Raw genomic sequence first — 25,760 nt, forward strand, 5'->3', positions numbered from 1 at the left:
GAAAATACTCGTCTTCATAAGTCGCAAACTACGAGAGGCGTGGGGACGTTAGGTGATATCTTAAAAAAAATCCGGAAAAAAAAATAAATCGTTGACAACTAAATGGAAAAATTAAAATTAAAAAACACTGCTCTTGTAGTTTTATTCCTAACATCGTACCTTCCGTTGTTTGGGCTTTTAGTTTTACGCCAAATTAAACAAAATAGAGATTTTTTAAATTTTAAGGGATTAAGCAAAGATGCTATTACAGTATTTTTTTCAAAATTTGGTTTATCAATTTTTCTAATTTCAATATCAATTTATGGTTTATTTGGTCTCTATTTATTAATGAAAAATTTAAAAAGAAAAATCAATAATGGTGAAATTGTAAAAATATTAGAAGTTGAAAATAAAAATAGTGAAGCAATTGGTTATATATCTACGTACATAGTTCCATTTATTTTTCAAGACACAAATGATGTTTTTGATTTAATTTCAATTATTTTAGTTCTAATTATAATTTTCTTGATTTACATAAAATCAAATATGATAGCTATAAATCCAATTTTAAATATTAATCATTCATTATTTCAAATTGAATATTCTGTAAATGGTAAAAAAAGGAAAGGATTATTAATTACAGAATTAGATGAAATAGATGAAAATCAAGAATTAAAAATAAACCAAATTTCAAAGAATATATTTTATGGATAAATCTCAACTAATTGAAACAATTAAAAAAGCAGTTTCAACTAATTTGAATATGTATTTTGTTACAAGAATACTTAAAGAAGGTGTAAAAAACAATGCCAAAGTACTGGAAAAGTTTGACTTTAAAGTATATCAAATTGAAATTACAGATGAAATTCGAACATATCTGTTCGATTTATCAATGAAACAATTTGAAAAAATTGAAAAAAATAATGAATTAGATTTTGTCGATTATGATGTTATAAGCGATGATACTGAACATCTTTTTACTTATTCAATGTTAAATAAAGTTGGTTCATTTTCTGATGTTGTATATAACCAACTGAATAATTCACCTCAAAAAATAACTAACCTAAATCAAATATTAAGTTCCGAAAGTTTGTGGGCGTATTGTGTAGGTTTTCAAATTGATAGTGAAAACACATTTTATACATTTAGAAAAATATCGGCAGGTAAAGTTGGAATTGATGAAAAAGACGATAATCAGAAAAAGGGGATATCAAATACAATTAGAACTTTTTTTGACACAAACACAAATACGTTATCATTATTAAAAGGAGAAACAGTTTATTTAGACAAAAATATTGATTGTATTTTTTATGGTGAAGTGTTTTATATTCTACGAAAATTCTATTTTGAACAAATACTTGGATTACAGGAAGAATATAAAAAAAGAGCAGAAGAAATAGCTGTTACATTAAAAAAACACGTTTGTTTCGGTGAAGTTTCTCTTCTTTCTAATAAAATTCAAAAATCTCCTTCTTTTCATAAAAAATTAATGAAATTAGAAAAATTAGGAAGTTTAAATAACCTAAATGAAAGGACCTTAAAGAAACTTGAGAAACTAGGAAAAAGTAAAAAAGCACCAATTAATATAAAAGACGGGAAAATAATTTTTGAAACTGACCAGGACATAGATAATACTATAAAATTACTTTGTGATTACTATAAAACGGGTGACTATTCTGGAAATTCTTACGGAACATACGCAGGAAAGATACAGAAAACCGAAGAAGTATAAAAGGTTTAGTTCAACACACATTTCTAGACATTTGCAAATTTAGTGTAATTACCGTTTTTTATCGTATTTTCATTTAGCAGAAAATACTCGTTTTCGTAAGTCGTAAACTACGAAAGGCGAAGGAACGTTACTGCTAACCTACGAAAAAACGAAGATTATGACACAAACAAGCCTAACTATTTTGACTATTTCACTTCCTTTTATTGGTGCAGGAATTGGTTATCTAACAAAATATTATATTGAAAAAAATAAAGAATTAACTAACGAACTCACAAAGCAACGAAGAGAAATATATCAACAATATGTTAATCTAATAATTGATTTGTTTTCCAAAAACAAAATAAAGCAAAATAAAAAAGAAGATAATTTATTAGCTGAATTATTTGAATTTTACAAAAAATATATTCTTTACGCATCTCCAAATGTAATAAAAGCATTTTCTAATTATTTTCAATTTATATATAATCAAAATGATTTTGAAAATGATAAAGACTCAAAAAAAAGTTTAGAATACATGACAAAAATTATGTTGGAAATGCGAAAAGATATTGGGCTTAAAAATGATGGATTAGGAGAAAACGGGGAGATGTTACTGCGGGCTCTAATTAATGATTACGACAAAATATGGAAAAAATAGCCTACTATCTCCGCACATCTATAATCATTTACTAATTTAATAGAATTACCGTTTTAATTTGTATTTTCGTTTAGCTAAAAATCACCGTCTTCATAAGTCTCAAACGGGGCTATAGGCGCGAGAACGTTTTTACCTTTTCCAATCATACTTTGTAGCATCACAACCACAACGAATTTTATGATTTACGGTATCATAATTTAGCAAACTTACTTTAGGTCTTCTACAAGTTATTTCCTGACAGATAAATAATTTTTCTAATTCTATAATATCAGCCCAAAAAGATTTAATATCTCCCGTACTAGCATTAATGGGGTTATCGTGGGAAAGTGCATTACCAAATAATGCAGAACTCTCAATTCTATTCAATAGTGGATATTCATCTTTTAATTCTTTACTTGAGTCTTTAATAGCAGATCTTATTGCCATAAGTAATTCATAAGGCATACGATGTTCGTTTGAATCATTGAATTTAAAACTTAATTTAGCTTCAAGATTCAGTGCAATTTCTTTCAGACAATGCTCTAGGTATTTGCGCATAGGATTACCAATGTTTTCAATACGACCCTCTGCAATTTGAAATAAAATGGATTCTTTTAAATCACTTGGTTTTTCTTTAATATGAGTCCCTTTTACTTCGTTCCATTTAATTTCATTTGTGAGCCAACCTTTCTTCCTGGCAAGTGGGCTTACAATATTGGTAAACCATTCTTTCTCGTGAGTTAATAAAATGATTTGGTATTCAGAAAATTTTTCAAATATTAGTTCAGCAAATCTTTTTCTGTGGTTTGAATCGAAACTTGAAATAACATCATCGAGAACAATGAATTTATTTACATTATTAAATGCTTCAACAGATGCTAAAAAGAAAGATATTCCAAAGCAGTTAAGATGTGATTCACTAAAATACTTTTGTGGAGGGGAAACCCATTTTCCATTGTATTTGTATTCAATTGTGATACCGTTCAACTCATCATCTTCTCCAATTGTAACAATTTTGATTTCTTGAAAAGGTTCTCCAGGATTCATATATTGATAAAATTCATTTATTCTATCAGAAAATGTATTTATGAAATTTTCAAGACCTTCTTTTTGTTTTTTTACAAATTCATTATAAATTATTTCGAGTGATTTACGTTGCTTCTCTAAAATATTTTTTTGTTTGTTAAAATTTTGAATCTTTAAAAAAGCTTCTTTTGATGCTGAAATATTTGAGAACAAAACGGTTGCGTTGTCTTTTTTTTGAAATTCCTGTATTTTCAAAATTCTTTCTCCAATTTTTCCTTGGATTATGAAATCAATATCTAAAAGCTTTAATTCTTCTGTTTTAATAAGCTTGTCTCCTGAAGTGACTTTTATTACGCTAGCTTTTTGATATTCACTAATTTTATTTTGTAATAATGTAAGTGCTTCTTTTATCTCCTTATTTGCTTCTTTATTTATTTCGGTATTTGCAAGAATAAATTCCAATCTTTTGATTCTTTCATTTGTTATACTAACAACTGATTGTTTTGCTTTATCATAAGACAGTTTTTTCTTTGAAGATTCTTCTATTTCAGTTAGCCTTTTTTGTATTTCCTTTTGTAGCTCATTAATATCCTTATCCTGTAAACAAAGTGGACAACTATTTTCTTTATGATATTTTTTTGATAAAACCGTTTTCCCTACATTTAGAAGTTCTGCCAAATAGGTTTTCATTATTGCATCGACATCATTGGCAATAATTTCAAATTCAGTATAATACTTTTCATATTCAGTATTTATAAATTCTGCTTCACCTTTTAAAATTAGTAAAGCATTTTTTGTATCCTCTAAAAATTTTAATTCTAGATGTAGATTGTTATTTACAGATTTTTTAATGTGATCGAGCAGTATATCAATATCATTATTTGATTTTATTTCAATGCCTGAATTCAATGGCTTTATTTTCACATTTATAATATCAAAAAGCTGTTGCTCTTGACTAATAGATGCACCTAATTTATCAATAAGAATCTGCTTTTGATAACTTATTTGAGCATCAAAGTTTTGTGCCTTTATTTCACTTTTTACAAAGTTATGAGATTTTTGCAGGACTTCTTTTTTCTTAGTTACCTCTCCAAATCCTATAATGTCAGATAAATATTTGAGTTTTTCTCCTTTAGTATTATCTATGAAATTTGTTAAATATTGATAACGTAATAACAGATTCTCATTTTCAGAATCATTTAAATACTTTTTAAACTCATCAGTTCCATTTAATAATTCTGAAGCAAGTTTACCACGTTTATTGGCAAGCTCTTTTGTACAATCTAAATTAGTATTATTGTAAGAAATTGTAATTTCTGAGTTATCAATATCATTAATAGTTGCATTTCTAATTGCATCTTTTAAATCAATTTCGCTACCCGATAAATGGGAAACTTTATCTGTATAAAACCATTCTATGGAATCTGAAATACTGCTTTTTCCAGTACCATTATCACCATAAAGTAAAATAGATTTGCCATTTAGAGGCAATTCTACGGTTTCTTTTGCCCCTCTAATTCCTTTTATTTTAAGATTTTGTATTTTAATTTTCATCTATTTTGCGGAGTTTAGGGAGTTCATTTTTTACATTAGTATCAGTAAGTTTGCCTTGTGTGTACAAGTCAGCTAGCATTTTTGCAATGTCTTTATCGACATCTGGAATGTTTTCAATATTTTTAAAAAAGTCATCTAATATCTCTTTACCCGATTTTACTTTGCTTTCCATAATATTTTATTTAAAATAATCCCAATCAATTTTAAAACTTGTTGAGAGTTTATTGTTTAGGATTTCAAAACCTGTCTTGTTATTACAAATTGGATATACACCAAAATGTTCGACAAAATTTAATAAAAAATAACTTTCTAAATCTTCAATCCTAAAATGCCAAATGTTATTAAGCATTTCAAAATTGATATAGGTAAATAAAAGAGGCTCAACTTTTCTGTAATTAGTAAGTCCTATATTTTTAGATTTTCCATCAAAATGCCCTGATAATCTACTTGAAATACTATTGGTTTTTTTCTCACTCATTCCAATATACAATAATTTTGATTTCTTGAAAGGGTATTGAATATCAATAGATTGGCTAAAAATGAAATACAAACCCGCAATCCCACTTAATGGTTTTATATTAGCTAGTACAAACGGTTTAGGACTATCAAAAAATATAGTTACTTCGTTATTCATATATTTAATGTTTCCTTAAATATTCTATTATAATTATAATTCTATAAATATACTTGATTAATACTAATCTATTAAATTTGCTAAACCTTAGTTAGATAATCCTCTATATATGGATTATTAATGCTTATTAATTCCTCTTTATATTTTTCTACAAAAGTTTCTATTTCACGAATAGATCTTTTCTTTTGAAAGTTAGCAATATGTATTTCATCAATATTTGAATGACAAAGTGTACACAAACATTGTAAATTATCTCTTTTATTTATCAATTTATTTCCATTTCTATGGTGAACTTGAATAAATCTTTGGTCAACTCTATTTTCAATTTTTATTGTACAGATATCACATGTAAACTCATTTTCAATTCTAAATTTCTTACTAATTTGTCGCCAATCTTTTACATAGCCAAACATATCAAGTTCAGCATTGTTTATAGGGTCATTATCCTGTATGTCTAGTAAGTCAAAAAAACCTTGTGTGCTTCTATAATTTTCAATGTTAGCTTGGTCACTACATCTTGAACATAAATTAATATTTATATTTTCATACATCTCATGCGTGTTTCTGTCCTCTATTGTTACGGTATTTGAATTGTGCCAAAAGTAATGACCATTGAAATAACCTTTATTTTTTTGGTCTTGAATTACTGAACAGTTTGTTATATGGAACTTAGGTTGGCCAAATCTTACAACATCAGCTTTTTTGATGTACATATAACCTTTGTGTTCAATACCATTTATCATTAGATAAATACCATCTTCTTTAAAAGTAATATTTCCTCTTCTTTCTTCCTCTGAAAAGTCTTTTCGAACAATCTCAAAACGACTTTCTGTAACTTTTGAATATTTTAATAAATCAAGTTTTTCTGATAATTTTTTAAAATCGTAAAGTTTCATTGTTTCATTTGTTTTAAAACTTCATCAACTAATATTTCGCTGGTTGTTACTATTTTGAATTCAACTCTTCTAGACTTTTCTATATCAATTTTTCCTTTAGTTATGTATACGAGCTTTTTATTACTATCTAAAGTTCTTCCATATGAAAGTCCATTGGCTGTAATCCAGAATTGTAAAATTTCTTCTTTTTCAGAAGATAAATTTCTATAATATGGTAGTTTTCTTAAAAATTGTAGTACATTTCTTGATCTATCTTGCGAAAGTTTAACATTATCAATATAAGGATCATTTGTTTCGTGTATGGCAATATTATCTGTGTGACCTTCAATTCTAATTTCTGCTATTTTATCTTTGTACTTATCCTGTAATACTATTGTCAAATATTTTGGAAAAAAAGAAGTTAGTATTTGTTGAAATTTTGGAGTTATTTCAGACGCTCCTGATTTGAAAAGTACTTGAGGATTTGTAAATTTTATTGATAAATCTTTGTCTAATTCTAAATCCCACTTTTTAAAATCATTTTTGAATTCTTCATTTAAATCTTTATATAAATTTTCCTTGGTTTCTCTATAATCTTTAAATATTTTGTCTTGTTCTTTCTTTTGAAATTGAACTAAACCCATATAAGCAATGGAGATAAAAAGAAAAACAACCATTAAAACAGTCATTAAATCTGCGTAAGGTATCCAGAAATTATCTTTTTTATTACTCATAGTTAATTATTTTCTGGCAAGAATCGTTGAATACATAAATCAAGATTTTCTAAAGTATTACTAAGTCTATCATAAAAAAAAGTATCTATTTCTGAAAGCTCTTTACTTAAAGATATTGTCGTTTTCTCAATAATACCAACAGCAGCATCCATTTCTTTTCGATAATTCATCCAGACATCACTTTTAAAATCTCTAAATTCTTCTAGTTTAACAATTATGATATCAGCACTATCTTTGAAATTTCTTTCTGTTCTAACCCAGTCATTTAATTTGCTTGTCGTTTCTTCAAAGCTATCTGTGGTTTCCTTTAGTGTGTCTATTGTTGATACAAGATTATTTGTAATTTCAGAAAACTTATTATCAGAAACCATTACTTTTTCTAAAGTTTCTACTAGATTGACTAATTTACTATTATCGTCAATTAATGATTTTGAATTTAAAGCTACTTCAGATAAGGTTTTAGATGAAATATCGAAAAGCTCAGTTGTCTTTTGAAAGTTGTTTGTAAGTTTTTTTATTTGGTCTTTGTTATCTTTTTGCCAGTCATTCATACTTTGAACACTTTTGTTCAATTCAGCAAAGTTTTCTTGAACTAATCTATTTATCAATTCGCTCATTTGCTTGTTGAATTGTTCAGTAACGTTTTTCATTACATCAACCAATGCTTCAGTATTATTTTTTGACATTAATTCTGAAAATTCATCAAATTTTTTAACAATGAATTTATTATTATCCGTCATTGCATTTATTATCTCTTTTGTATTATCATTTGATTTCTTGCCAATTGCTTTACTTTCTTCTCTTAACAATTTAAACTGTTCATTAAGTTCCGATCTTGAGTTGTTTGTGGTTGTATTTAATTGGGTTATACTTTCTTTAGCTGATTTATGATTTTCGTTGACAGTTTTATTTAAAGTAACAATTTCGCTTTCTAATGAGCTTAGTTTTATAGCTACTTTTTCTTCTAAATTTTTTTCAATAGTAACAATTAAACTTTCCTTTAAATCAATTATATGTTGACTTAACGCATTAATTGCTGATAATTCATCAGTATGTTTTACTGGACGATTTGGACTTTCTTCTATTTCCATTTGGATTAAGGCATTCCATTTTTGAAATAATATCAAACCAATAATACCAGCCATTGTGGCGATGAAAGCAATTTTTAACCCATCAAGTAATTGTGGAATACTTCCTTGAATATCCGTAGTATCAAAATTCCAAATACCAATAGTTATACCTAAAGCTGTACAGAAAATACCAAGTGTTGGAAATACAGATGGGATTATATCAAATATGTATGAGTTATTCCAGAAATTAGCTTTTTGTTTGTCAGCATTTAATTGGAATCGCTTATAACGCTTATAATAAACCACTGAAAAACTAGTCCAGAAGGCAAAGATTATTAGAGCAACTGATATTTCCGTCATTGTTTTGATGTTATTTTTGTACTTATACTTTCTTTCTATTATTGTAGGCCAACACCATTGTTCGCATCAGAACCTTTAATCATTTTATAGGTCATATTACTTGCAACAGCTAATTGAGAAGCATAATTTGCTTTTGCTTTAACAACTTCATCATCAATCATATTATCACCTTTAACTTCAATTATTGTATAGGTGCCATCATTTAATTTCACTAAGAAGTCAGGATAATAATTTCTAACTGTATGAGAAACTGGATCAATGTAATTGATAACAAAATCTGATTGACCGTGAGTAAGCATTCCAGTAAACCATACTTTATCTATTGTTTCATCATGCAATAAGGTCCAAAATAATGCGTTTTCGGGTTTACTGTCAAAACAATAGTGGTCCAAGTGAAATGATTTTTCTTTGAATTCTGAAAACTTAGGATTACTTAATGATGCTAGTAATTCTTTGTTTGTATTTATTCTATAACAATCCCCATCTTTAGGTTCTTTCACTAATTCAATTTCAATTTCGTCTAGTTTTTCAAAACTTTCAATCTCGTATAATTCATTGAATAAACGTGGAATAATCCAATCGTAAAGTAACTCATTATATTCATTTACTTGATTTACTGTTTCTTCTATTCCTTGTTTTGTTTCTTCTAAAATCTTTTTTATTCTTAGTGGTTGAATGTTTAAGTATCTTGAAATTTCGGCTATCAATGTGAATGCTGAAAAGTCTCTTTTGTCTTTGAATGATGAATAATCTTTGTCTGCGCTTATTTTTTTTGAAATATCCATGATACTTCTACCTGCACCAACAATTTTATATTTTTCAACATCAGCCTTTTCAAATTCAAAGTCAATTTCTGATTTAATTACTTTATCCTTTAATTGATGAAGCTTTCTTATTTTTTTGAATTTTATCTTTACTGGTGGTGGTACCAATCTAACTTCTACTTGCTCTTTATTGTCTCCTGCATTTTTAAAATCATCAACTGACATTTTGAAGTTTTCTTGTAATTCTGAATCAAGAATTTTGATGTTTTCATCAGATAAAAACACTTGTCCTACTTGTTGAACAGGATTTATTGAACGTAAACAACGCATTGTAGCTTGGAGTACAAATATTTTTGATTTTGGTTCTCGATGTAAAGCAACACCAAATAATGAACGACAGTTCCAACCTTCTTTTCCTTTGTTTACAAGCAAAATAAATTGTTTTTCAGAAGAAGGAGTATCAAGGTTTTTAAACTCTCTTAAATCGTCGTTTGTAGTTATAGAACTATCACCAACATTGACTAATATTTTAGATGTTGAAATATTTAATTCTGATAGAACTTGTTCTACTGCCGGTTTTAATTCATTTTGAAGTTCATCAATTGAAGAAGCGAAAAAAGCTAATTTGGGTAATAGATTTTCAAACTTTTTATCCTTATTTTTCTTCCAGAATTCAGTAATAGCCAATCTAACGAAAGGAATTGTTTTGTCTTTTATGTTTTCAAAACCTTGTATATCAACCTTTTTCAGGTATTTATTCGTGATAGCATCTTGTAATCCATAAGAATAAACGACTTCTGGTAAAAGACGACTTCCAACATAAGGTGTACCAGTATAATTGTAACAACCAACAACACTTGTTCCTGCTTCTTTAAGATTTTCTGCTAATTCATTAATTGTAACTCTTAATGAAGTAGCTGTGTTTTTTAAACCAAAATCAGCTGCCAAAGCATTTCCAAAAACGTGGTGCGCTTCATCTACATAAATTCCTAATTGTTTTAGTCTTGTCAGTTTAGCAAAACGTTGATTGGTTATTAAATCCGTATCAGTATCAATTTCAAAGCCATATAAATCTTCAAAATCTTTGTTTAGAGATTTTGCCTTGTATGCTTTTCCAGTATCAGCGAAAAGAGCTTGTGATGGAGTTTTAGCTTTATGTCGCTTTTTCAGAATGATTTTTTGAGTATTGGAAATGATAATGTTATACTTTGAATTTTCAATAGTATTTAAAGCATCTCCTGTTTCATCTAAAAAATGAAATTTTAGATTAGTATCTAACCAATTCACATATTCCGGTGGAATAACTTGTGACTTATCGAATGTTTCTATTTCTTTTAAAGATTGTAATACCGTTTTATCAGGAGCAAAAACTAAAGCATTGTGGCAGTATCTTTCATCTTTTGGATATTTATTTGACAATAAAAATTCATAGAAAATAGAAGTCGCCATTAGAACTGTTTTACCTAAACCCATTGTTAGTGCAAAAATGTAGTTCGGGTAAATTTGTTCGAATGATTTAATCTGTTTGAAAACCTCATTAAATATTTTTAGATCTTCTACATTATTATCTTCTATAGGATCAAATAATTGACCTTGTCCTTTACTATTGATTCCTGTAGCAGTTCTACCTTCAAATTGATTTTGTTTTTTGAACCAATCTTGGAAAATATCATATAAGTATTTATTGTTGCAAAACTCTTTTAAAAACACATACATTTCTAATGCTTCGAATTGAGGTTTTCTTAGATATGCTGTTGAATTTGAAGGATTGTTAAAATCTAAAAACTTTTTTGTTAATGGATTGTATGATGCCCTTATCTTCTTAGTTTCTTGTTGTAAAAAAAGATTTAAGTAGATGTAAAAAGGAAAATCTATATTTTGATTTTTTTTCTTAGCCATTGTTTAGCGTAGTTTCAAAAGTTTCACTTAATACATCTGTTATTTTTACTCTAATTGTTCCTGCATTATTAGGAATAGAATAAACCCCTTTTACAAATTCATTATTCTCAGGAACATCAACAGTTTGTGGCTCGAATACTGCTCCATCATAATTGAAATCAATCATAATACTATCTACTAATTCCTTCCAATCTTCTACATTTTCTTTTAATAATGACATTTTTTGCATCAAATTCATTGGATAAAATTCTCTAATTAAAATTTTACCTCCTTCAATTACTATTTCAGCTTCCGCATCTCTTTTGAATTCTAAATTTGCTTTATCGCGAAGAATATCAACTACTTCTATGTCTAATTTATATGGAAGTGCATTTTGTAATTCAGCGGCTAAATCTGGTTCATGTCCCATACAAACTAATAATAAATGTTCGACTGGTTTATTTGGACTATTCTCAATTGCTTTTTCAAACTTTTTATAATCAAAATTTGTTATAAGTTCATTTAAATCTGCCCTTGTTGCTATGCGATTTATAGGCATTATTTTTACCATTCTACCATCTTTTTCGCCATCATAAATACCATTATTTGGAAGTGTTTGTATTTCTAATGCATTCATTAATAAATCTTTTGCTTCAATAGGGTTTCTGAAAACATCATAATGATTGACATTAAAAACAGAAAAACCAGTATATTTAGGTTCATCTTGAAGTTTATTATTTATTTCTCTAGCTATTTTAAGTAATCTTTTCGTAGTAGTTTGTATTGCTCCAAGATTTATATCTGCACCTATAAATTTTCTTCCTAATTTCATTGCAACTGCTTGAGTAGTTCCAGAACCCATAAAACAATCAAACACAATATCACCAGGATTAGAAGAACTTAAAATAATTCTTTCTAGTAATTTTTCAGGTTTTTGCGTCGGATATTTATAATTTTCTAATGCTCCTCCTTGTACTGCATTTATATCTACCCAAATATCTTGTAGTGGAACACCTGGTGATTCATCAATAAATCTTTTTTTCTGCGGTACTGCTCCAGGCTTTGTTTGTATAATTATACCATCTTGATATAATTGTTCCATCTTGATTTTAGAATGTACCCAATATTTTGTAACACCTAAGAATTCATAATATGGATTTCCTTTAGAAGCACCACCTGGGCCTAATAATGAAACTAAACGATATTTTTTTCCTGTTTTTTCATCAATATATTTATAAAAATCATTAACATATTTTTCAGAATATGGTGTATAAACAGTATTAATTTTGGTTGCCTCAGTTTTCTTATAAAAAAATATCATATCATGTAAACGACCTAAATGTTTTGCTCCTTGCCCTGAATCACCGTGTGAAAAAGTTCTTTTCCATACAATTTGATTAACAAAATTTGATTGACCAAATATCTCATCTAAGATTATTTTAATATAATGACCTCTTGTAGGATCACATTGAATATATATGGAACCATCACTACTCAATAACTCTTTGATTAGAATAATTCGTTCATATATAAACTGTAAATATTCATCATTAGTCCAAATATCAGTATATTGTTTTTCTTCAAAAGCATTAAAATTTCCAGCAGCCCCAACACCTCTTAATTCAATTTTCTTTTTATAATCTGCTCTAGAATCATATGGAGGGTCAATATAAATAAGTTTAACTAAACCCCTATATTTCTTTAGTAAATGACTCATTACTTGAAGATTATCTCCCCAGAATATTTTATTTAACCAACCATTTACTTCTTCACCATGTGTCTCTTTTAATTGAGCTGGATAGAATTGAGTAGTTGAAAAAGGTCTTTTTCCTTTCCAATTAAGCATCGGGTATCCTTTAATTGGTTCAAAATTGAAATCTTCAACTGACGTAATTTTTTGTTCTATTTTAAGTCCTAAGTCTGGCTGTTGTTGCATAAAAATTATTTATTATATTGTTTTGGGTTGCAATGGTAGCGCATATCACATTCCCCACATTGTTTTTCTGATTTAACGATATGTTTCATATCGTAATTTTTAGTTTCAATCTTATTTACTACTTCATCAAAAACAGAAATAGTATGTTGTATGTTGTCTTTGTTTGATTTGAATGTTACATAAGGACTACTACTTTCTTCTTTTGGGTAGTACAAGTGCATTTTACTTACAATATACCCCGTTCTTTCTTCCACTAAATGAGCATAGATTTCTAATTGTCTCCTATATTGTGCTAAAATTTGTTTTGTTTTTGGATCGTTTGAGTTTATTTCTGGTTTATTTCCAGATTTAAAATCAATTAGTTCAACTGTTCCATTTTCTCCTTCAATAAGGTCAATAGTTCCTTTAAGAATGTAATCTTCTTTGACTAATGAAACATCTACTTCAGCTTCTTTTATAAGATGCCATCTTTGGCTTTGATTGTCACGGTAGCGAAGAATTTGGGTTAATAAAGCTTTTTGTTGAGCTTCGTGTAAATAAGTTCTTTGGCTTTTTGAAAGTAAATAATAATTTTCATTGAACCAGTTTGTAATATTATCATCAGTTAATGTTTTCACTTCATCACGTAAAACTGCTTTATGAATATCTTCAATGGTTTGGTGTAATAAACTACCCCCTAAAACACCACCGGTTCTTACCTCTGTAAATTCTAACTCCTTATAAAATTTGTATTGCAATGGACAGTTTTCATATAAAAGAATATGTGATGTAAAGGAATATTCTTTTTTAATGTTTACTGGTTTGATTGGTTGTAATTTTAATTCTTTAGGTTTGAATTCATCACTTTTCCAGGAAATAGCTTTTGCAAATGATTTCTCTAAATATTTTGATGGATTTCTACCTGCACCACTTTTTTCATATGCTGTTAACACCAACAAATTTTGAGGTCTTGAAAAAGCCGTATAGTATAAACGCCAGAAGTCATAATACTTAGTTTTTTCAATTGGTTCAAATGGTGGTTTATGATAATAGTTTTGTTGTAGAATTTCATCTACTTCATCGTATTGTTTTGATGGATTAAGGTTTAAAGAACCTGTAATTACAATTGGAAATTCAAGTCCTTTTGATTGGTGAATAGTCATAAAAGAAACACATCCTGAGGGAGCAAACTCATCAAAATCTTCATATTCTTCAATACCACCCTCAATTATAAATCTTAGATATGTGTTGAATAAATCTTGAAGTATTTTTTCAATATTCTTTTTAGATAAAACAGTTATGTTGTATAGATATTCGAATTTGAATAAAAGTTTAGTAACCTGCGCTATGTTATAGGCAGCACGTAGCTGAATTTTATTATCTGTAAGTTCAACATCAATGAAATTACCAAACATTGGAAATTCTAATAGCTGGTATATTAAAGCAGCAAAACCATAGTTTGTATTTTTAGAGAACACAATGTGTTCTTTGGCTCTCATTTGGCACCATTTTAAAAGTGCTTCATTTGCTTTAGGGTCTTTTCGTATTTCGTTAGCAAATTTTTCTTTCCAAGATTGGTATTTATTCCATACTTCCAAATGTGCATCTTCTTTCCATTTTAAATCTTCAAATAGATTAGGAAAAATGAATATTAATGCCCCAAATAACAATTGTACTTCTTCACGTTCAAAGAATAAAGATGAACGAGGAGAAAATACATTTATACCATTATCTTCGAGGAATTGAGCTAAAGCTATTACTTTATCATTTTTGACAGATCTAAACAGAAAAGCTATTTGATTGTAATCTGTTATTGCTCCAGAGCTTATCATTTCTTGAATGAATGAAAGAACTTCTTCACAATATTCTTCATATGAAACATCACTCGAAACTTTTAGTACTGCTGGTATTTTTGTAAATATGCCGTTTCTAGGTTTAATGTTTTTATCGTATCTGAATTTTTTGATTCCTTCTGTCCAGTCTAATTCCTCCATCCATTTGTTATAGAATTCTATAATATCTGGATGAGAACGATAATTAGTTACTAATGAAACTTGTTTACAAAGTCCTTTTTTAAAATTATTTGAAAATTCTAATATATTTCTAATAGTTGCACCTCTGAATCTATATAAACCTTGATCATCATCACCAACAACACAAAAATTATTGTTCTTAGCAGATAATAACAATAATATTTTTTCTTGAATAGTATTTGTATCTTGATACTCATCAACCATTAGATAATGAATTTTATCTTGTAATGCTTGTAGGATTTTTGGGTGATTCTCTAATAGTTTTAATGTTTCTATTTGAATAGTTGAAAAATCTAATACATTTTCTTCTTCAAGCTGTTCTTGGTAGATTTTATAGTATTCACCTATAGCTCTTATTTCATCTTCATCGGCATTACAAAGCACATCAATATCAAGACATTCCTCTGATACTTTTGAAATATAGTAAATTAAATTACTTGCTTTTTCCCATCTGTTCACATAGTGACTTCCAATAATATGAGTAGAATCTTCAACTTCTAAATATCTTGATAAATTTCTAAATACTAAATACTTTTGGTCGAACTGATCTAATAAACGATAGTTTCTTTTGAGTTTAGTGTACTCTCTGTTTTCCTCAATAATTCTTAAAAAAATTGAATGTAATGTTCCAATATACATTTCATTCAGATTTATTTTTAAGTCTAATTCCAACAATCTGTTTGAAACTCTTGTAATTAATTCTTTAGCTGCTTTTTCGGTAAATGTCGCAACCATGATGTTTTCGGCTGGAGTCTTTTTAATAATTAAATAGACTATTCTTTCTACTAATGTTTTAGTCTTACCTGCACCTGGACCAGCAATAACCAATAAAGGACCTTCAAGGGTTGTAATAGCAGCTATCTTTTCAGGGTCGATACCATCAGCGATAAGATTATTAATAAAAGAAGCTGAATTCATCTAACAGAATTATATTTATAATTTTCAATTTTTTTACTCAATCTGTAAATGTATGAAAAAGTAAGGGAAAGAAAAATGAGGAAAACCGTAAATGGATGAAAAAAGAAGAAAAATAGGGTATCTAATTTTAGGACAGGATGGGTAAGGTAATTTTGAATAAAAAATAATTTTACTTCATAATTTCTTTAGAAATAATAAATAATAATGTTTTGATCTGAATAATGGTTTTTGTTAATCCGATGAGTAAAAAAAATGTAATTATAGAAAATGAAAAAGCCTTTCAAAAATATGAAAGGCCTTAATAAGTAAAAGTAAGGTGAATTATTTTTTAGATTCCTCGATAGAGACTTTTCTAAACTCTTTCAAAAGTTTCTCAATTTCCAAAGTTGATTTACGAGCTCTTGCTCCAGCGGCTTTAACACCTTTTTCAATTAGTGAATCTGATTCGGTTTTAAATGTTTCGATTTCTGCGTTGATTTTTGCAACTAGATCTTTCATGATACAATTTTTTTAAATTAAGAGAGCAAAAGTAAAATTTTGCATCAAAAACAAAACGCTACTACCAAGAAATTGTTGTTATATCTTTCCCTTTTTTAACTGTTTAATAAAATAACTAACCGATATGCCAGTCCTGGACTGAAATGCATTAGTAAATCGGGGAGTGGTAGTAAAGCCTGCTTCTTCGCCCAATGCGCTAATAGTATAATTCTGAGAAGTGCTAGAATCTTTAAGGAGATTTATCAGATAGTCAATCTTCAGATCATTTATATAGTCTACAAAACCTTTGTCTTTGTGATGGTAAATTACCTTAGATAAGTACTTGCTGTTTGAATTAAATGCTACTGTAAGTTTAGCAAGCGTCAAATTTTTGTCAAGAAATTTTTTTTCCCTTTCAAATTTATCCAGTTGTTTCAAGATTGTTTCAACTGCTTGCGGTGTGACATCTAATAAGTCTGATTTTTCCAATCTTGGTTTTGGGACATTCTTCTCCTCAATTTTTTTTAATAACTCTTCAAATTTTAGTTTGTTTAGTTTTTTAGTTTTGAAATGTTTATACGTAAAATAGATGATTACTAAAAACATAATTAGAATAATTCCTATGAACACGATATCATAGTATCTCTCATAAATCAGCTGTTGGCGAATTTTAGCTCTATCAATTAAGATTTCTTTAGTATCATACTCTTTATGAACTTTTCCGATTAAATATTTATTTGTATCAGTTAATAAGGAATCTGCTTTAAGGAGCTGATCTATATAATACAGCTGCGAGTTAAGATCTTGCTTTTTTTTAGAGTATTTAATTAATAATTCGAATACCTCCTTTAAATCTGGACGGATGTATTCTTTTTCGTTAAAGGTCTGATTTACTTTTTGAAAGTAAGGAATTGCTTTAGAAGGTGCATTAAGTTTCCAATAACTCTTTCCAATATAAAAGCTAGCTATTGATTCATTAGCAAATTCAGTATTGCTATTTAATTTAGGGAGAACATCCTGTAATGTTTTGATAGCGGTATTAAAGTTATTTTTGAAATATTGATTAATGCCTTCGGAATGCTCGAAAAATGCTTTCATTTCCGGAATTTTTAATTTGTCACATTCTTGTATGCCTAACAGATTCGTTTTCGAGCAGAGATCGTAATCACCTATTCTGTTATAACAGACTCCTAAGGAATGGAGTGAATTTAAATAGGGGCGGGGCTCCTGGTTTCTAAAATAATCAATGCATTCTTTTAAAAGTGAAATAGCTTCATCATAAAATTCAAGATAGTATTTTATCTGCGCCATGTTATATTTTACCTTATAAATAAGATATTTATCACCAGATTTTGAAATATGTTCGTTTGCTTTGATATAATAATTATATGCTTCATTGTACTTCTTTTGACTATAATATACTATTCCCTTTGATAGAAAAGAGGAACCAATTAATGCCTGATCATTTGATTTTTTAGCGAAATGTATCATACTGTCTGCGTATTGTAGGCGTAATTCAACAGGTGACTGATGAAGGATATTTTGATAGCCGTAGACAATTTCTTTCCAGTTACTTTCTTTTTTTGCCTTGAATAAATAAGAGTATAAATAAAGTGAGGCTTTAGTGCTGTTATTTTTATTCTCGTAGATTTTTTCGTCCAGATAATCAAAACTTTTTGCGGCAAGAGAATCAGGAATTTGGTGTAGATGAGTTTGAGCCGTAAGGATTTTTATTAAAAGTAGAAATGGAAGTACATATAGTTTACTATTCATAATGTATAGATATTTCGAATTCATGTTTATGAAATACACGATTCTGATTAAAACATTTAAATGAAAGTTGCTGTAAAATAAAGCAATCAAAAATAATCAAACATTTCTAATGCAACGTCTTATTGTAAGAAAAATACTTTGTCGATTTCGTGGAAATCGACAATCGATTTCATGGATATCCACAAACATGTCCTTTTTTTATTGTTTTGATCCTCATAGATTTGCTTCGAATTCAATAGCAAAATATTCAACATCGTGTTGAACAAAAGTTCTGCTAACCCGGGTGAAATGAACTGAGAAGAAATTCTCATTCACTTAACCATTTTATATCATGAAAAATTTATTATTTATCAGTTTGACAATTTTGTTTTGTTCATGTTCAACAGATGATTTCGCATATAGTGAAACGCAGATTAATCCAAGGGCTTCTGTTTTAGATTCACTTGAAGTGAATTCAAACTTTCATTATGAATCAAATAAGAACGGTTTGCCAAGAAAAATTAAAGTTAGAAATCAAATTCTAATAGTTCCTGAGAGGATATCTGATCAGATCATCTCCCTTGTAAATCATGGGCAATCAAAAGCGGGTTCAGGTAAGTTTGATAATCAGACTTTATCCAAGGATACAATTGTGATGGAAACGACTCCTGTAGTAGCTTTATTTGCAATTGTAGAAGAAAGCTTACTAGGTATTTCTCTCCAAGAAAACGTCAAGAATTACATTGTAAGTCTAAACGCTTTAAAAGGCCAAGACTATGGAATTGTAGATGATTATATTATACAATATGAAATAGGGAAACGTGCTGATCAATCTCTGAGCGTTGATGAAAAGAATACGATTTTGAGTATTTCATCTGTTTCTGAAACAGTTCTTTACAGTGAAAAGAAACGTAGGGATAGGGATTGGGAGACATCAACTACGAGTAAAAAGAGAGAATGAATTGCTGTGATGCTCAAATTTCAGCAACATGATCGTTAATCGTATGATTTTAACTCTCAGTTTTACTAACTATCTAAGCTTTTTTTGTCATGAAAAAACGACCAATATTCTATATAATACTTTTCCTTTTTAATCTGTTCGCGCTTTATTTTATTATTAACCTGTTTAGTTATGATGAGCTTGTCAGATATGTTTTAAATGAAGGAAGACTAATAGAATGCCCGAGAAAACGTGCTTATCTGCTGCTATTATGCTCATTTGCTAATCTATATTTTCAGTTTTTTATATGGATGGAATATCTTTTTAAAGACAAAATTTAAAAATTAAATGTGCTTAAAATGATAATTTATGATCAAGGAAATATTAAATACGGAAGTAAAAACCGCGGAAAATGACGGATTACTTATAAATGTTATTAAGAACTATACCGTAAAGAACGAAGTGAAAGTTCCGTTTCAGATTCTTAATTTTTCCGTGCTTTTAATTAAAGCCGGTAATCTGAGAATACAGTTTTCTTCTCAGGGAAAAGTTATACGACGCAGAGATTTATTTGTAATACCAGCCAATTCTATATGTACTCATCTTGAGACGACAGATAATATTCAGTTATACCTCATTAGGACGTCTGTTGATTTTGTACTTGATAATTGCTACAAAAAGGAACTTGCTGATGCTTTTAGTATACTAATGCTGCAGTCAGATTACAAGATTAAACTTGAAGAAAAAGATTTTACAGTCTTGTCGATGATCTATAAATTAATGTATTTTTTGCAATGCACTTCAGAAAGTCGGGAAATATATAATGACCTTAAGCGCATAAGTTTTAATTTATTTATGTACGAACTTAAGGTCATTTATTCCAAATATGTACCTGATGCAAATTTGGATTTTAGCAGGAAGGAAAGTTTTGTAATTCAGTTTTTGACAGTACTGGCAATTCATTATAAAAAACAGCATCATGTTCAGTTTTATGCAGGTGCACTTTATGTAACTCCAGGTCATTTGAATAAAATGGTAAAACTGCGGACAGGCAAGTCAGCAAAAACTTTTATAATTGATGCCCTTATAACTGAAGCTAAAAATCTTCTTGAGGATTCGCAAGATTCTATCGCAAAGATTTCTGATGAACTGGAATTTAGCAGCGCTGCTAATTTTAGTGTATTTTTTAAAAGACATACTAGTATTTTACCATCGGAATATCGTTCGAATAAAAATCATACACTTTAAAAATCTCTTATTGTACTGCCAGAAATTGTTTAATTAAAACAATATAATGATGATTAAGATGTATCCTTTGGAATGGTTCGATTCATTAATAGTAAACACATTTAGTCCATATACAGATTCCATCAGTTCTATTTCGGAATATGATTCAAAAGTTCTGTGCGAGAATATTATCGGTGAGTCGCAAAAAATTAAAGTTCAAATTAAGGTAGAAGTGTTTGAACTGAAAAGTAAGCGCCAGATAAGGCTGCTGGTTCGAAAGTACCATTCATCATTCGTGTTTTTACTCGACAGCATAATGGAAAGTAGAAAAAATGAAAGGTTTATCAGTTCTGGTTTTGTGAAAATTTTTGATATGATCGTTACCGCTCTTGACGATTTATTGTCATTTGTTGAAATAAGGTTTTCCAATTTTATTAGTCTTGACCAAAGGGCTCCTATCACTTATCTGATTGTCTGGAGAACGGAGCTTCAAACCAGTTTGGAAATGTTGCTTAAAAAAAAAGGATTAGATGAAGAGCAAAATAAAGAATTCAAAATGATTATTAATCTGCTCTTATCACAACTTTATGGAAATAAAAAAGTCAAGTTTACCTATAGACAAGTGTTGTATCTAAGGGAGCTGGTAAAAGAACTTGAAGAGTTTAGTGATCCTGGGTCTGAAATAGAATGTTTTTCTTCTCTTGATACCTTGCTCATCAGACTGAATTTTAACAACACCGAATATGCAGATTATTTAATTACAAAAGTTGCAAATTACTTAAGCAGTTTTGAGATTTTGTCCGAAAGATTTGAAAACGTACTATATTGTTATACAAAGTTAGTACAGGTTAATTCCAATTTAAAAATCACTTTTAATCCTTCACAGCAAAATCTCATTACTTTTCTAGAATACTGGTTTGCAAATGAAATCAAGTATCTAGAAAAAAAAATAAATTTTCTAATTCAAGAACATAACAGTTTAGTAAATGGGAACAGCATTTGGCAGTCACAGGATAATGGTAAACTTGAATGTATATTATCTGCTGATCAAATTGGTCTTATTCTAAGGGCCACAGATGAAACAAGAATAATAAAGGCAAAATCGATGAGCTATTTCTTCAAAAGTATTGTGCCATATCTTTCAACTCCCTTTAAAAAAGACCTCTCTTATCAATCTGTACGAAGTAAATCCTATAATGCTGAAGAAAGGGATAAAGAAATAGCCATCCAAAGTCTGGAGAAAATCATTCGAAAAATTAAAACGTATTGAATTATTCGGTTAGATATTTTATAACCTTTAGATAAATACCCCTGTAAAAGTAGGTGTTCGTAAGGGGTACAAAAGGGTACGATAATCTTGTACTTGTAGAATGAATACTGTTGTTGTTCCTTTGAGTTGTAAAATAAATCATAAACACTTTAATGATTTGTTGAGAGCGTGAGTAGATGTTGAATGATTAATGAAAAGGCTATGTTTACAACTATTTCTTGGAGCAGTTATGTAACTGCAATTGGGATACTACTATTTACTTGGTATCTGTTTTTAGGTTTTCGATTTTATTCTTTTGAAATAAAGCAGGTCTTATTTGGCCAAAGAAAAATTATATTTCCGTTTTTAAGAAATCATAATAGAAAGGATGCCTCGCTCGCAGAAAGTAAAAATGGAACTTCAAAGTCTAATCTATCTGAATCCTTTTCAGAATCTTTTGCAACATTGGATGAAGTAAAAGAATTATCTGCGCGCATCATTGATGCAACAGCTGAAAGTGCAGATAGAAATCTGTCTCAACAAGAATTTAAAAACTTTCTAAAGTTAATTCTTGCTGAGCACCCCTACGTGAAAATTTCTTCTTTGCGAGATACAGTAAATGATTTAGTAGTCTCTGAATCTCAAAAACATACAAGTCTGGCCTTGACTTTAGAGCAGGTTGATAACTTGTGGAATGAGACTGTTTAAAAAATATTAGTGGAGGAATAAACCCTGTTCTCTCTGGTGCGGTATGGCTTTATGTGACAAGGAGATAGAGTGGCAACGGCGAATATTCCTCCGCTTATTATTAAAAAACGAAACTTTAAAATGATGTGTGATGAAAAAATGTAAAGGAGAATTAAAGCGTTTTTCGAAGATGAAATTAATATCAATTGGCACATTTGCGTTGTTGTTATTTTTTCACTTCAAAGGATATGCCCAGGACGGTGTAGCTGGAATTAATGAAGCCAATCAAAAAGTAAGGAGTTATTTTGATGCAGGTACAGAACTTATGTATGCTGTTGGAGCTTTGCTCGGACTTATAGGAGCAGTGAAGGTCTACCAGAAATGGAATGCTGGTGATCCCGATACCGGAAAAGTTGCGGCTGCGTGGTTTGGAAGCTGTGTTTTTTTAGTGGTAGTGGCTACTGTTATCAAATCTTTCTTTGGAGTTTAATAGAAAAAAGCACTTGAAAAAATGAGTAATAGTGTCTATCAAATCAACAAAGGAATCAACCAATCCATAGAGTTCAAGGGGTTAAAAGCTCAGTATATATGGTACTTGGGAGGAGGTGTTGTCGGGCTTATGATTGTTTTTTCAATTCTCTTTTTTATTGGAATTCCCTCGCTGATCTGTGTTGCATTTACCGGCATCGCAGGAACTGTAATGGTTGTCAAAATTTACAAAATGAGTCGTCAGTACGGAGAATATGGTATGATGAAGGCGATTGCTAAAAAACAGATCCCGAAGAATGTAAAAGTCTACAGCAGAAGAATTTTTATTAAGTGATAATTGTAGAGTGTTAATGGTAAAATTGAGCAGAGATGGAGAAAGTGATAGATGATGTTTTACCAATTATGGATGTACAGTACGACTGTATATTGTCCAAGCAAGGTGATGTGACAGTAGTTTTTAAAGCAGAGCTTCCTGAGATTTTTACTTTATCAGATCAGGAATATGAAGCGTTTCATCAGTCTTGGATAAAAGCGATAAAAATACTTCCAAAGTTTTGTGTGTTTCATAAGCAGGATTGGTTTTTGGAGAGTCAATATAAGGCAGATTTTACAAGGGACGACAGCAGTTTTCTAAGTAGAAGTAGTGAGCGGTTTTTTAACGAAAGACCATTTTTGGACCATTCCTGTTATATTATGATTACTAAAAAACCGGCAGGAAGAAAGAACTCGAGTTCTTTGTTCTCAAATCTCATTAGGAGTTCACTAGTCCCTGAGGAAACGCTAAAAGCGCAATTGCTACAGGATTTTATTGATAGTACGGGACAGTTTAAAAGGATTATGGAGGACAGTGGTTTTGTAAAACTTACCCGTTTAAGAAATGATAAGCTTAAAAGCCAAAGCCGAAATATTGGACTTGTAGAGCAATATTGTTTTTTATCGGAAAGTGAAACTTCTTTTGTTTACAAGGACATTAAATTTAACGAAGGACTACAGGTGGGAGACAAACACTGCCAATTGTTTACTTTAGGAGATGCAGCTGATCTGCCAGCCTTATGCGGATCCAGAATTAATTATGACCGGTATTCTACTGATAAAACAAAGTTCAGTGTAGGGTTTGCTTCGACATTAGGACAATTATTATCCTGTAATCATATCTACAACCAGTATATTTTTATTGAGGACGCGCAGAAGACCATTCAAAAATTAGAGAGTAAAAGACTTCGATTGCAGTCCTTATCGGCTTACAGCAGAGAAAATCTAATTGCGCGAGATGCTACAAACGATTTTTTAAACGAGGCAATTTCTCAACAAAGATTACCTGTCAAGGCACATTTTAATGTACTGGCTTGGACATCAGATCTACAGGAGTTAAAAGATATCAAGAACAAAGTATCATCAGCACTGGCGCAGATGGATGCGGCCGCCAAACAAGAAACTGTTGGGGCAGCTCAAATCTACTGGGCTGGAATACCCGGAAATGCAGCTGATTTTCCAATGAACGACACTTTTGATACGTTCACAGAACAGGCTGTATGTTTTCTAAATATGGAAACAGGTTACAAATCTTCATTGAGCCCAATGGGAATTCGATTGGGAGATCGGTTAACAGGAAAACCTGTTCATGTAGATATAAGTGATGAGCCTGTGAAGATAGGAATTTGCACCAATCGTAATAAGTTTATACTGGGGCCATCGGGAAGCGGGAAATCTTTTTTTACCAATCATATGGTCAGAAGTTATTATGAACAAGGGACACATATTGTTCTTGTGGACGTCGGGCATAGTTACAAAGGCTTATGTGATATGGTTGGCGGATACTATTTCACTTACGACGAAAAGAATCCTATAAGATTCAATCCTTTTTACATTAGTGAGGGCGACAGTTTGGATACCGAGAAAAAAGAAAGTATTAAAACGCTGCTCTTGGCGCTTTGGAAAAAAGACGATGAAACCTTCAATAGAAGTGAGTATGTTGCCCTTTCCAATTCTCTGCAATTATACTATGAAAAGTTGAAGATTAATAAAGATATTTTTCCTTGTTTCAACACTTTTTATGAATTTTTAAAAGATGATTTTGTTCCCATACTCGAAAGTGATAAGGTAAAAGACAAAGATTTTGATGTCAATAACTTTCTGTATGTACTTCGTCCTTATTACAAAAATGGAGAGTTTGATTACTTGCTGAATGCAACGGAAAATCTGGAACTTTTAAATGAACGCTTTATTGTTTTTGAACTTGATAATATCAAAGATCATCCTATACTTTTTCCGGTTGTGACGATCATTATTATGGAAGTATTCATCAGCAAAATGCGAAAGCTTAAAGGAATCCGTAAAATGATCTTGATCGAAGAGGCGTGGAAAGCTATTGCCAGAGAGGGAATGGCAGAATATATCAAGTATTTATTTAAGACTGTGAGGAAGTTCTTTGGAGAAGCTATTGTAGTTACCCAAGAGGTGGAAGACATTATTTCTTCTCCAGTGGTTAAACAGGCGATTATCAATAACAGCGATTGTAAGATCCTACTGGATCAAAGTAAGTATCAGAATAAGTTTGATCAGATTCAAGAGCTTTTAGGTTTGACCGAAAAAGAAAAAGCATTGGTGTTATCGGTAAATAAGTCCAATGATCCTGATAAAAAATATAAGGAAGTGTTTATTTCATTGGGGGGAATGCAATCCAAAGTGTATCGAACGGAAGTTTCGCTAGAGGAATATTTGGCTTATACAACTGAAGAAAGTGAAAAAGTTAAAGTGAATGCTTATGCCAAAAAGTATGATGGCGATATAAAGAAGGGAATAGCCGCACTGGCGTTTGACATGAGAAATGGAAATTAAATGAAAAGGAAAG

At 29.8% G+C, this 25,760-nt stretch carries 21 protein-coding genes; 10 read left to right on the forward strand and 11 right to left on the reverse strand.

Annotated features, from left to right (window positions below; all coding sequences use genetic code 11):
- The first annotated feature begins 102 nt into the window (after positions 1 to 102).
- From LNP81_RS11645 to LNP81_RS11655, 3 genes are all read left to right on the forward strand, one after another.
- The gene (locus LNP81_RS11645) at positions 103 to 693 is read left to right on the forward strand and encodes a hypothetical protein (protein WP_230036000.1); all 591 of its coding nucleotides are present in this window, start codon (positions 103 to 105) and stop codon (positions 691 to 693) included.
- Positions 686 to 1,711, forward strand: coding sequence for a Kiwa anti-phage protein KwaB-like domain-containing protein (locus LNP81_RS11650; protein WP_230036002.1), 1,026 nt, complete (start codon positions 686 to 688; stop codon positions 1,709 to 1,711). The genes LNP81_RS11645 and LNP81_RS11650 overlap by 8 nt, the downstream gene beginning before the upstream one ends.
- Before the next feature lie 157 nt (positions 1,712 to 1,868).
- On the forward strand, positions 1,869 to 2,348 hold the full coding sequence (locus LNP81_RS11655) for a hypothetical protein (RefSeq protein ID WP_230036004.1): 480 nt from the start codon (positions 1,869 to 1,871) through the stop codon (positions 2,346 to 2,348).
- 129 nt (positions 2,349 to 2,477) lie between these two features.
- On the opposite strand, the gene LNP81_RS11660 is transcribed toward LNP81_RS11655, so the two are convergent.
- From LNP81_RS11660 to LNP81_RS11710, 11 genes are all read right to left on the reverse strand, one after another.
- On the reverse strand, positions 2,478 to 4,907 hold the full coding sequence (locus tag LNP81_RS11660) for a hypothetical protein (RefSeq protein ID WP_230036006.1): 2,430 nt from the start codon (positions 4,905 to 4,907) through the stop codon (positions 2,478 to 2,480).
- A complete protein-coding gene (locus LNP81_RS11665; RefSeq protein ID WP_230036008.1) occupies positions 4,897 to 5,079 on the reverse strand; it encodes a hypothetical protein in 183 nt (60 codons plus the stop codon). The genes LNP81_RS11660 and LNP81_RS11665 overlap by 11 nt, the downstream gene beginning before the upstream one ends.
- 6 nt (positions 5,080 to 5,085) lie before the next feature.
- Complete coding sequence (locus LNP81_RS11670; RefSeq protein ID WP_230036010.1) at positions 5,086 to 5,541, reverse strand: hypothetical protein; 456 nt, start codon at positions 5,539 to 5,541, stop codon at positions 5,086 to 5,088.
- Between the two features lie 80 nt (positions 5,542 to 5,621).
- A complete protein-coding gene (locus tag LNP81_RS11675; protein WP_230036012.1) occupies positions 5,622 to 6,437 on the reverse strand; it encodes a hypothetical protein in 816 nt (271 codons plus the stop codon).
- On the reverse strand, positions 6,434 to 7,150 hold the full coding sequence (locus LNP81_RS11680) for an OmpA/MotB family protein (RefSeq protein WP_230036014.1): 717 nt from the start codon (positions 7,148 to 7,150) through the stop codon (positions 6,434 to 6,436). Before LNP81_RS11680 ends, LNP81_RS11675 begins: the two co-directional genes overlap by 4 nt.
- Positions 7,151 to 7,152: 2 nt before the next feature.
- A complete protein-coding gene (locus tag LNP81_RS11685; RefSeq protein WP_230036016.1) occupies positions 7,153 to 8,580 on the reverse strand; it encodes a MotA/TolQ/ExbB proton channel family protein in 1,428 nt (475 codons plus the stop codon).
- A 38-nt stretch (positions 8,581 to 8,618) separates the two neighbouring features.
- Positions 8,619 to 11,243 (reverse strand): TnsA endonuclease N-terminal domain-containing protein, encoded by a 2,625-nt coding sequence (locus LNP81_RS11690; protein WP_230036018.1) that lies wholly within the window; start codon positions 11,241 to 11,243, stop codon positions 8,619 to 8,621.
- The gene (locus LNP81_RS27345) at positions 11,236 to 13,158 is read right to left on the reverse strand and encodes a site-specific DNA-methyltransferase (RefSeq protein WP_305070236.1); all 1,923 of its coding nucleotides are present in this window, start codon (positions 13,156 to 13,158) and stop codon (positions 11,236 to 11,238) included. The genes LNP81_RS11690 and LNP81_RS27345 overlap by 8 nt, the downstream gene beginning before the upstream one ends.
- 5 nt (positions 13,159 to 13,163) lie before the next feature.
- Complete coding sequence (locus LNP81_RS11700) at positions 13,164 to 16,088, reverse strand: ATP-dependent helicase (protein ID WP_230036020.1); 2,925 nt, start codon at positions 16,086 to 16,088, stop codon at positions 13,164 to 13,166.
- A gap of 321 nt (positions 16,089 to 16,409) precedes the next feature.
- Positions 16,410 to 16,586, reverse strand: a complete 177-nt coding sequence (locus LNP81_RS11705; RefSeq protein ID WP_072974225.1) for a histone H1 — start codon at positions 16,584 to 16,586, stop codon at positions 16,410 to 16,412.
- A 78-nt stretch (positions 16,587 to 16,664) separates the two neighbouring features.
- Positions 16,665 to 18,338: an AraC family transcriptional regulator gene (locus tag LNP81_RS11710; RefSeq protein ID WP_230036022.1), complete on the reverse strand. Its 1,674-nt coding sequence runs from the start codon at positions 18,336 to 18,338 to the stop codon at positions 16,665 to 16,667.
- Positions 18,339 to 18,669: 331 nt separating this feature from the next.
- Here LNP81_RS11710 and LNP81_RS11715 point away from each other — a divergent pair, with 331 nt between their 5' ends.
- The 7 genes from LNP81_RS11715 (at position 18,670) to LNP81_RS11745 (ending at position 25,747) form a co-directional block, all read left to right on the forward strand.
- The gene (locus LNP81_RS11715; RefSeq protein WP_230036024.1) at positions 18,670 to 19,278 is read left to right on the forward strand and encodes a hypothetical protein; all 609 of its coding nucleotides are present in this window, start codon (positions 18,670 to 18,672) and stop codon (positions 19,276 to 19,278) included.
- Positions 19,279 to 19,626: 348 nt separating this feature from the next.
- On the forward strand, positions 19,627 to 20,505 hold the full coding sequence (locus LNP81_RS11720; RefSeq protein WP_230036026.1) for a helix-turn-helix domain-containing protein: 879 nt from the start codon (positions 19,627 to 19,629) through the stop codon (positions 20,503 to 20,505).
- 49 nt (positions 20,506 to 20,554) lie between these two features.
- On the forward strand, positions 20,555 to 21,754 hold the full coding sequence (locus LNP81_RS11725; protein ID WP_230036028.1) for a hypothetical protein: 1,200 nt from the start codon (positions 20,555 to 20,557) through the stop codon (positions 21,752 to 21,754).
- Between the two features lie 201 nt (positions 21,755 to 21,955).
- The gene (locus LNP81_RS11730; protein ID WP_230036030.1) at positions 21,956 to 22,441 is read left to right on the forward strand and encodes a hypothetical protein; all 486 of its coding nucleotides are present in this window, start codon (positions 21,956 to 21,958) and stop codon (positions 22,439 to 22,441) included.
- A 130-nt stretch (positions 22,442 to 22,571) separates the two neighbouring features.
- Positions 22,572 to 22,910, forward strand: a complete 339-nt coding sequence (locus LNP81_RS11735; RefSeq protein ID WP_073411870.1) for a DUF4134 domain-containing protein — start codon at positions 22,572 to 22,574, stop codon at positions 22,908 to 22,910.
- A gap of 21 nt (positions 22,911 to 22,931) precedes the next feature.
- Positions 22,932 to 23,243, forward strand: coding sequence for a DUF4133 domain-containing protein (locus tag LNP81_RS11740; protein WP_230036032.1), 312 nt, complete (start codon positions 22,932 to 22,934; stop codon positions 23,241 to 23,243).
- Between the two features lie 35 nt (positions 23,244 to 23,278).
- Positions 23,279 to 25,747, forward strand: a complete 2,469-nt coding sequence (locus LNP81_RS11745) for a TraG family conjugative transposon ATPase (protein WP_230036034.1) — start codon at positions 23,279 to 23,281, stop codon at positions 25,745 to 25,747.
- The last annotated feature ends 13 nt before the right edge of the window (positions 25,748 to 25,760 follow it).

This window comes from Flavobacterium piscisymbiosum (assembly GCF_020905295.1).
Lineage (GTDB): Bacteria > Bacteroidota > Bacteroidia > Flavobacteriales > Flavobacteriaceae > Flavobacterium > Flavobacterium piscisymbiosum.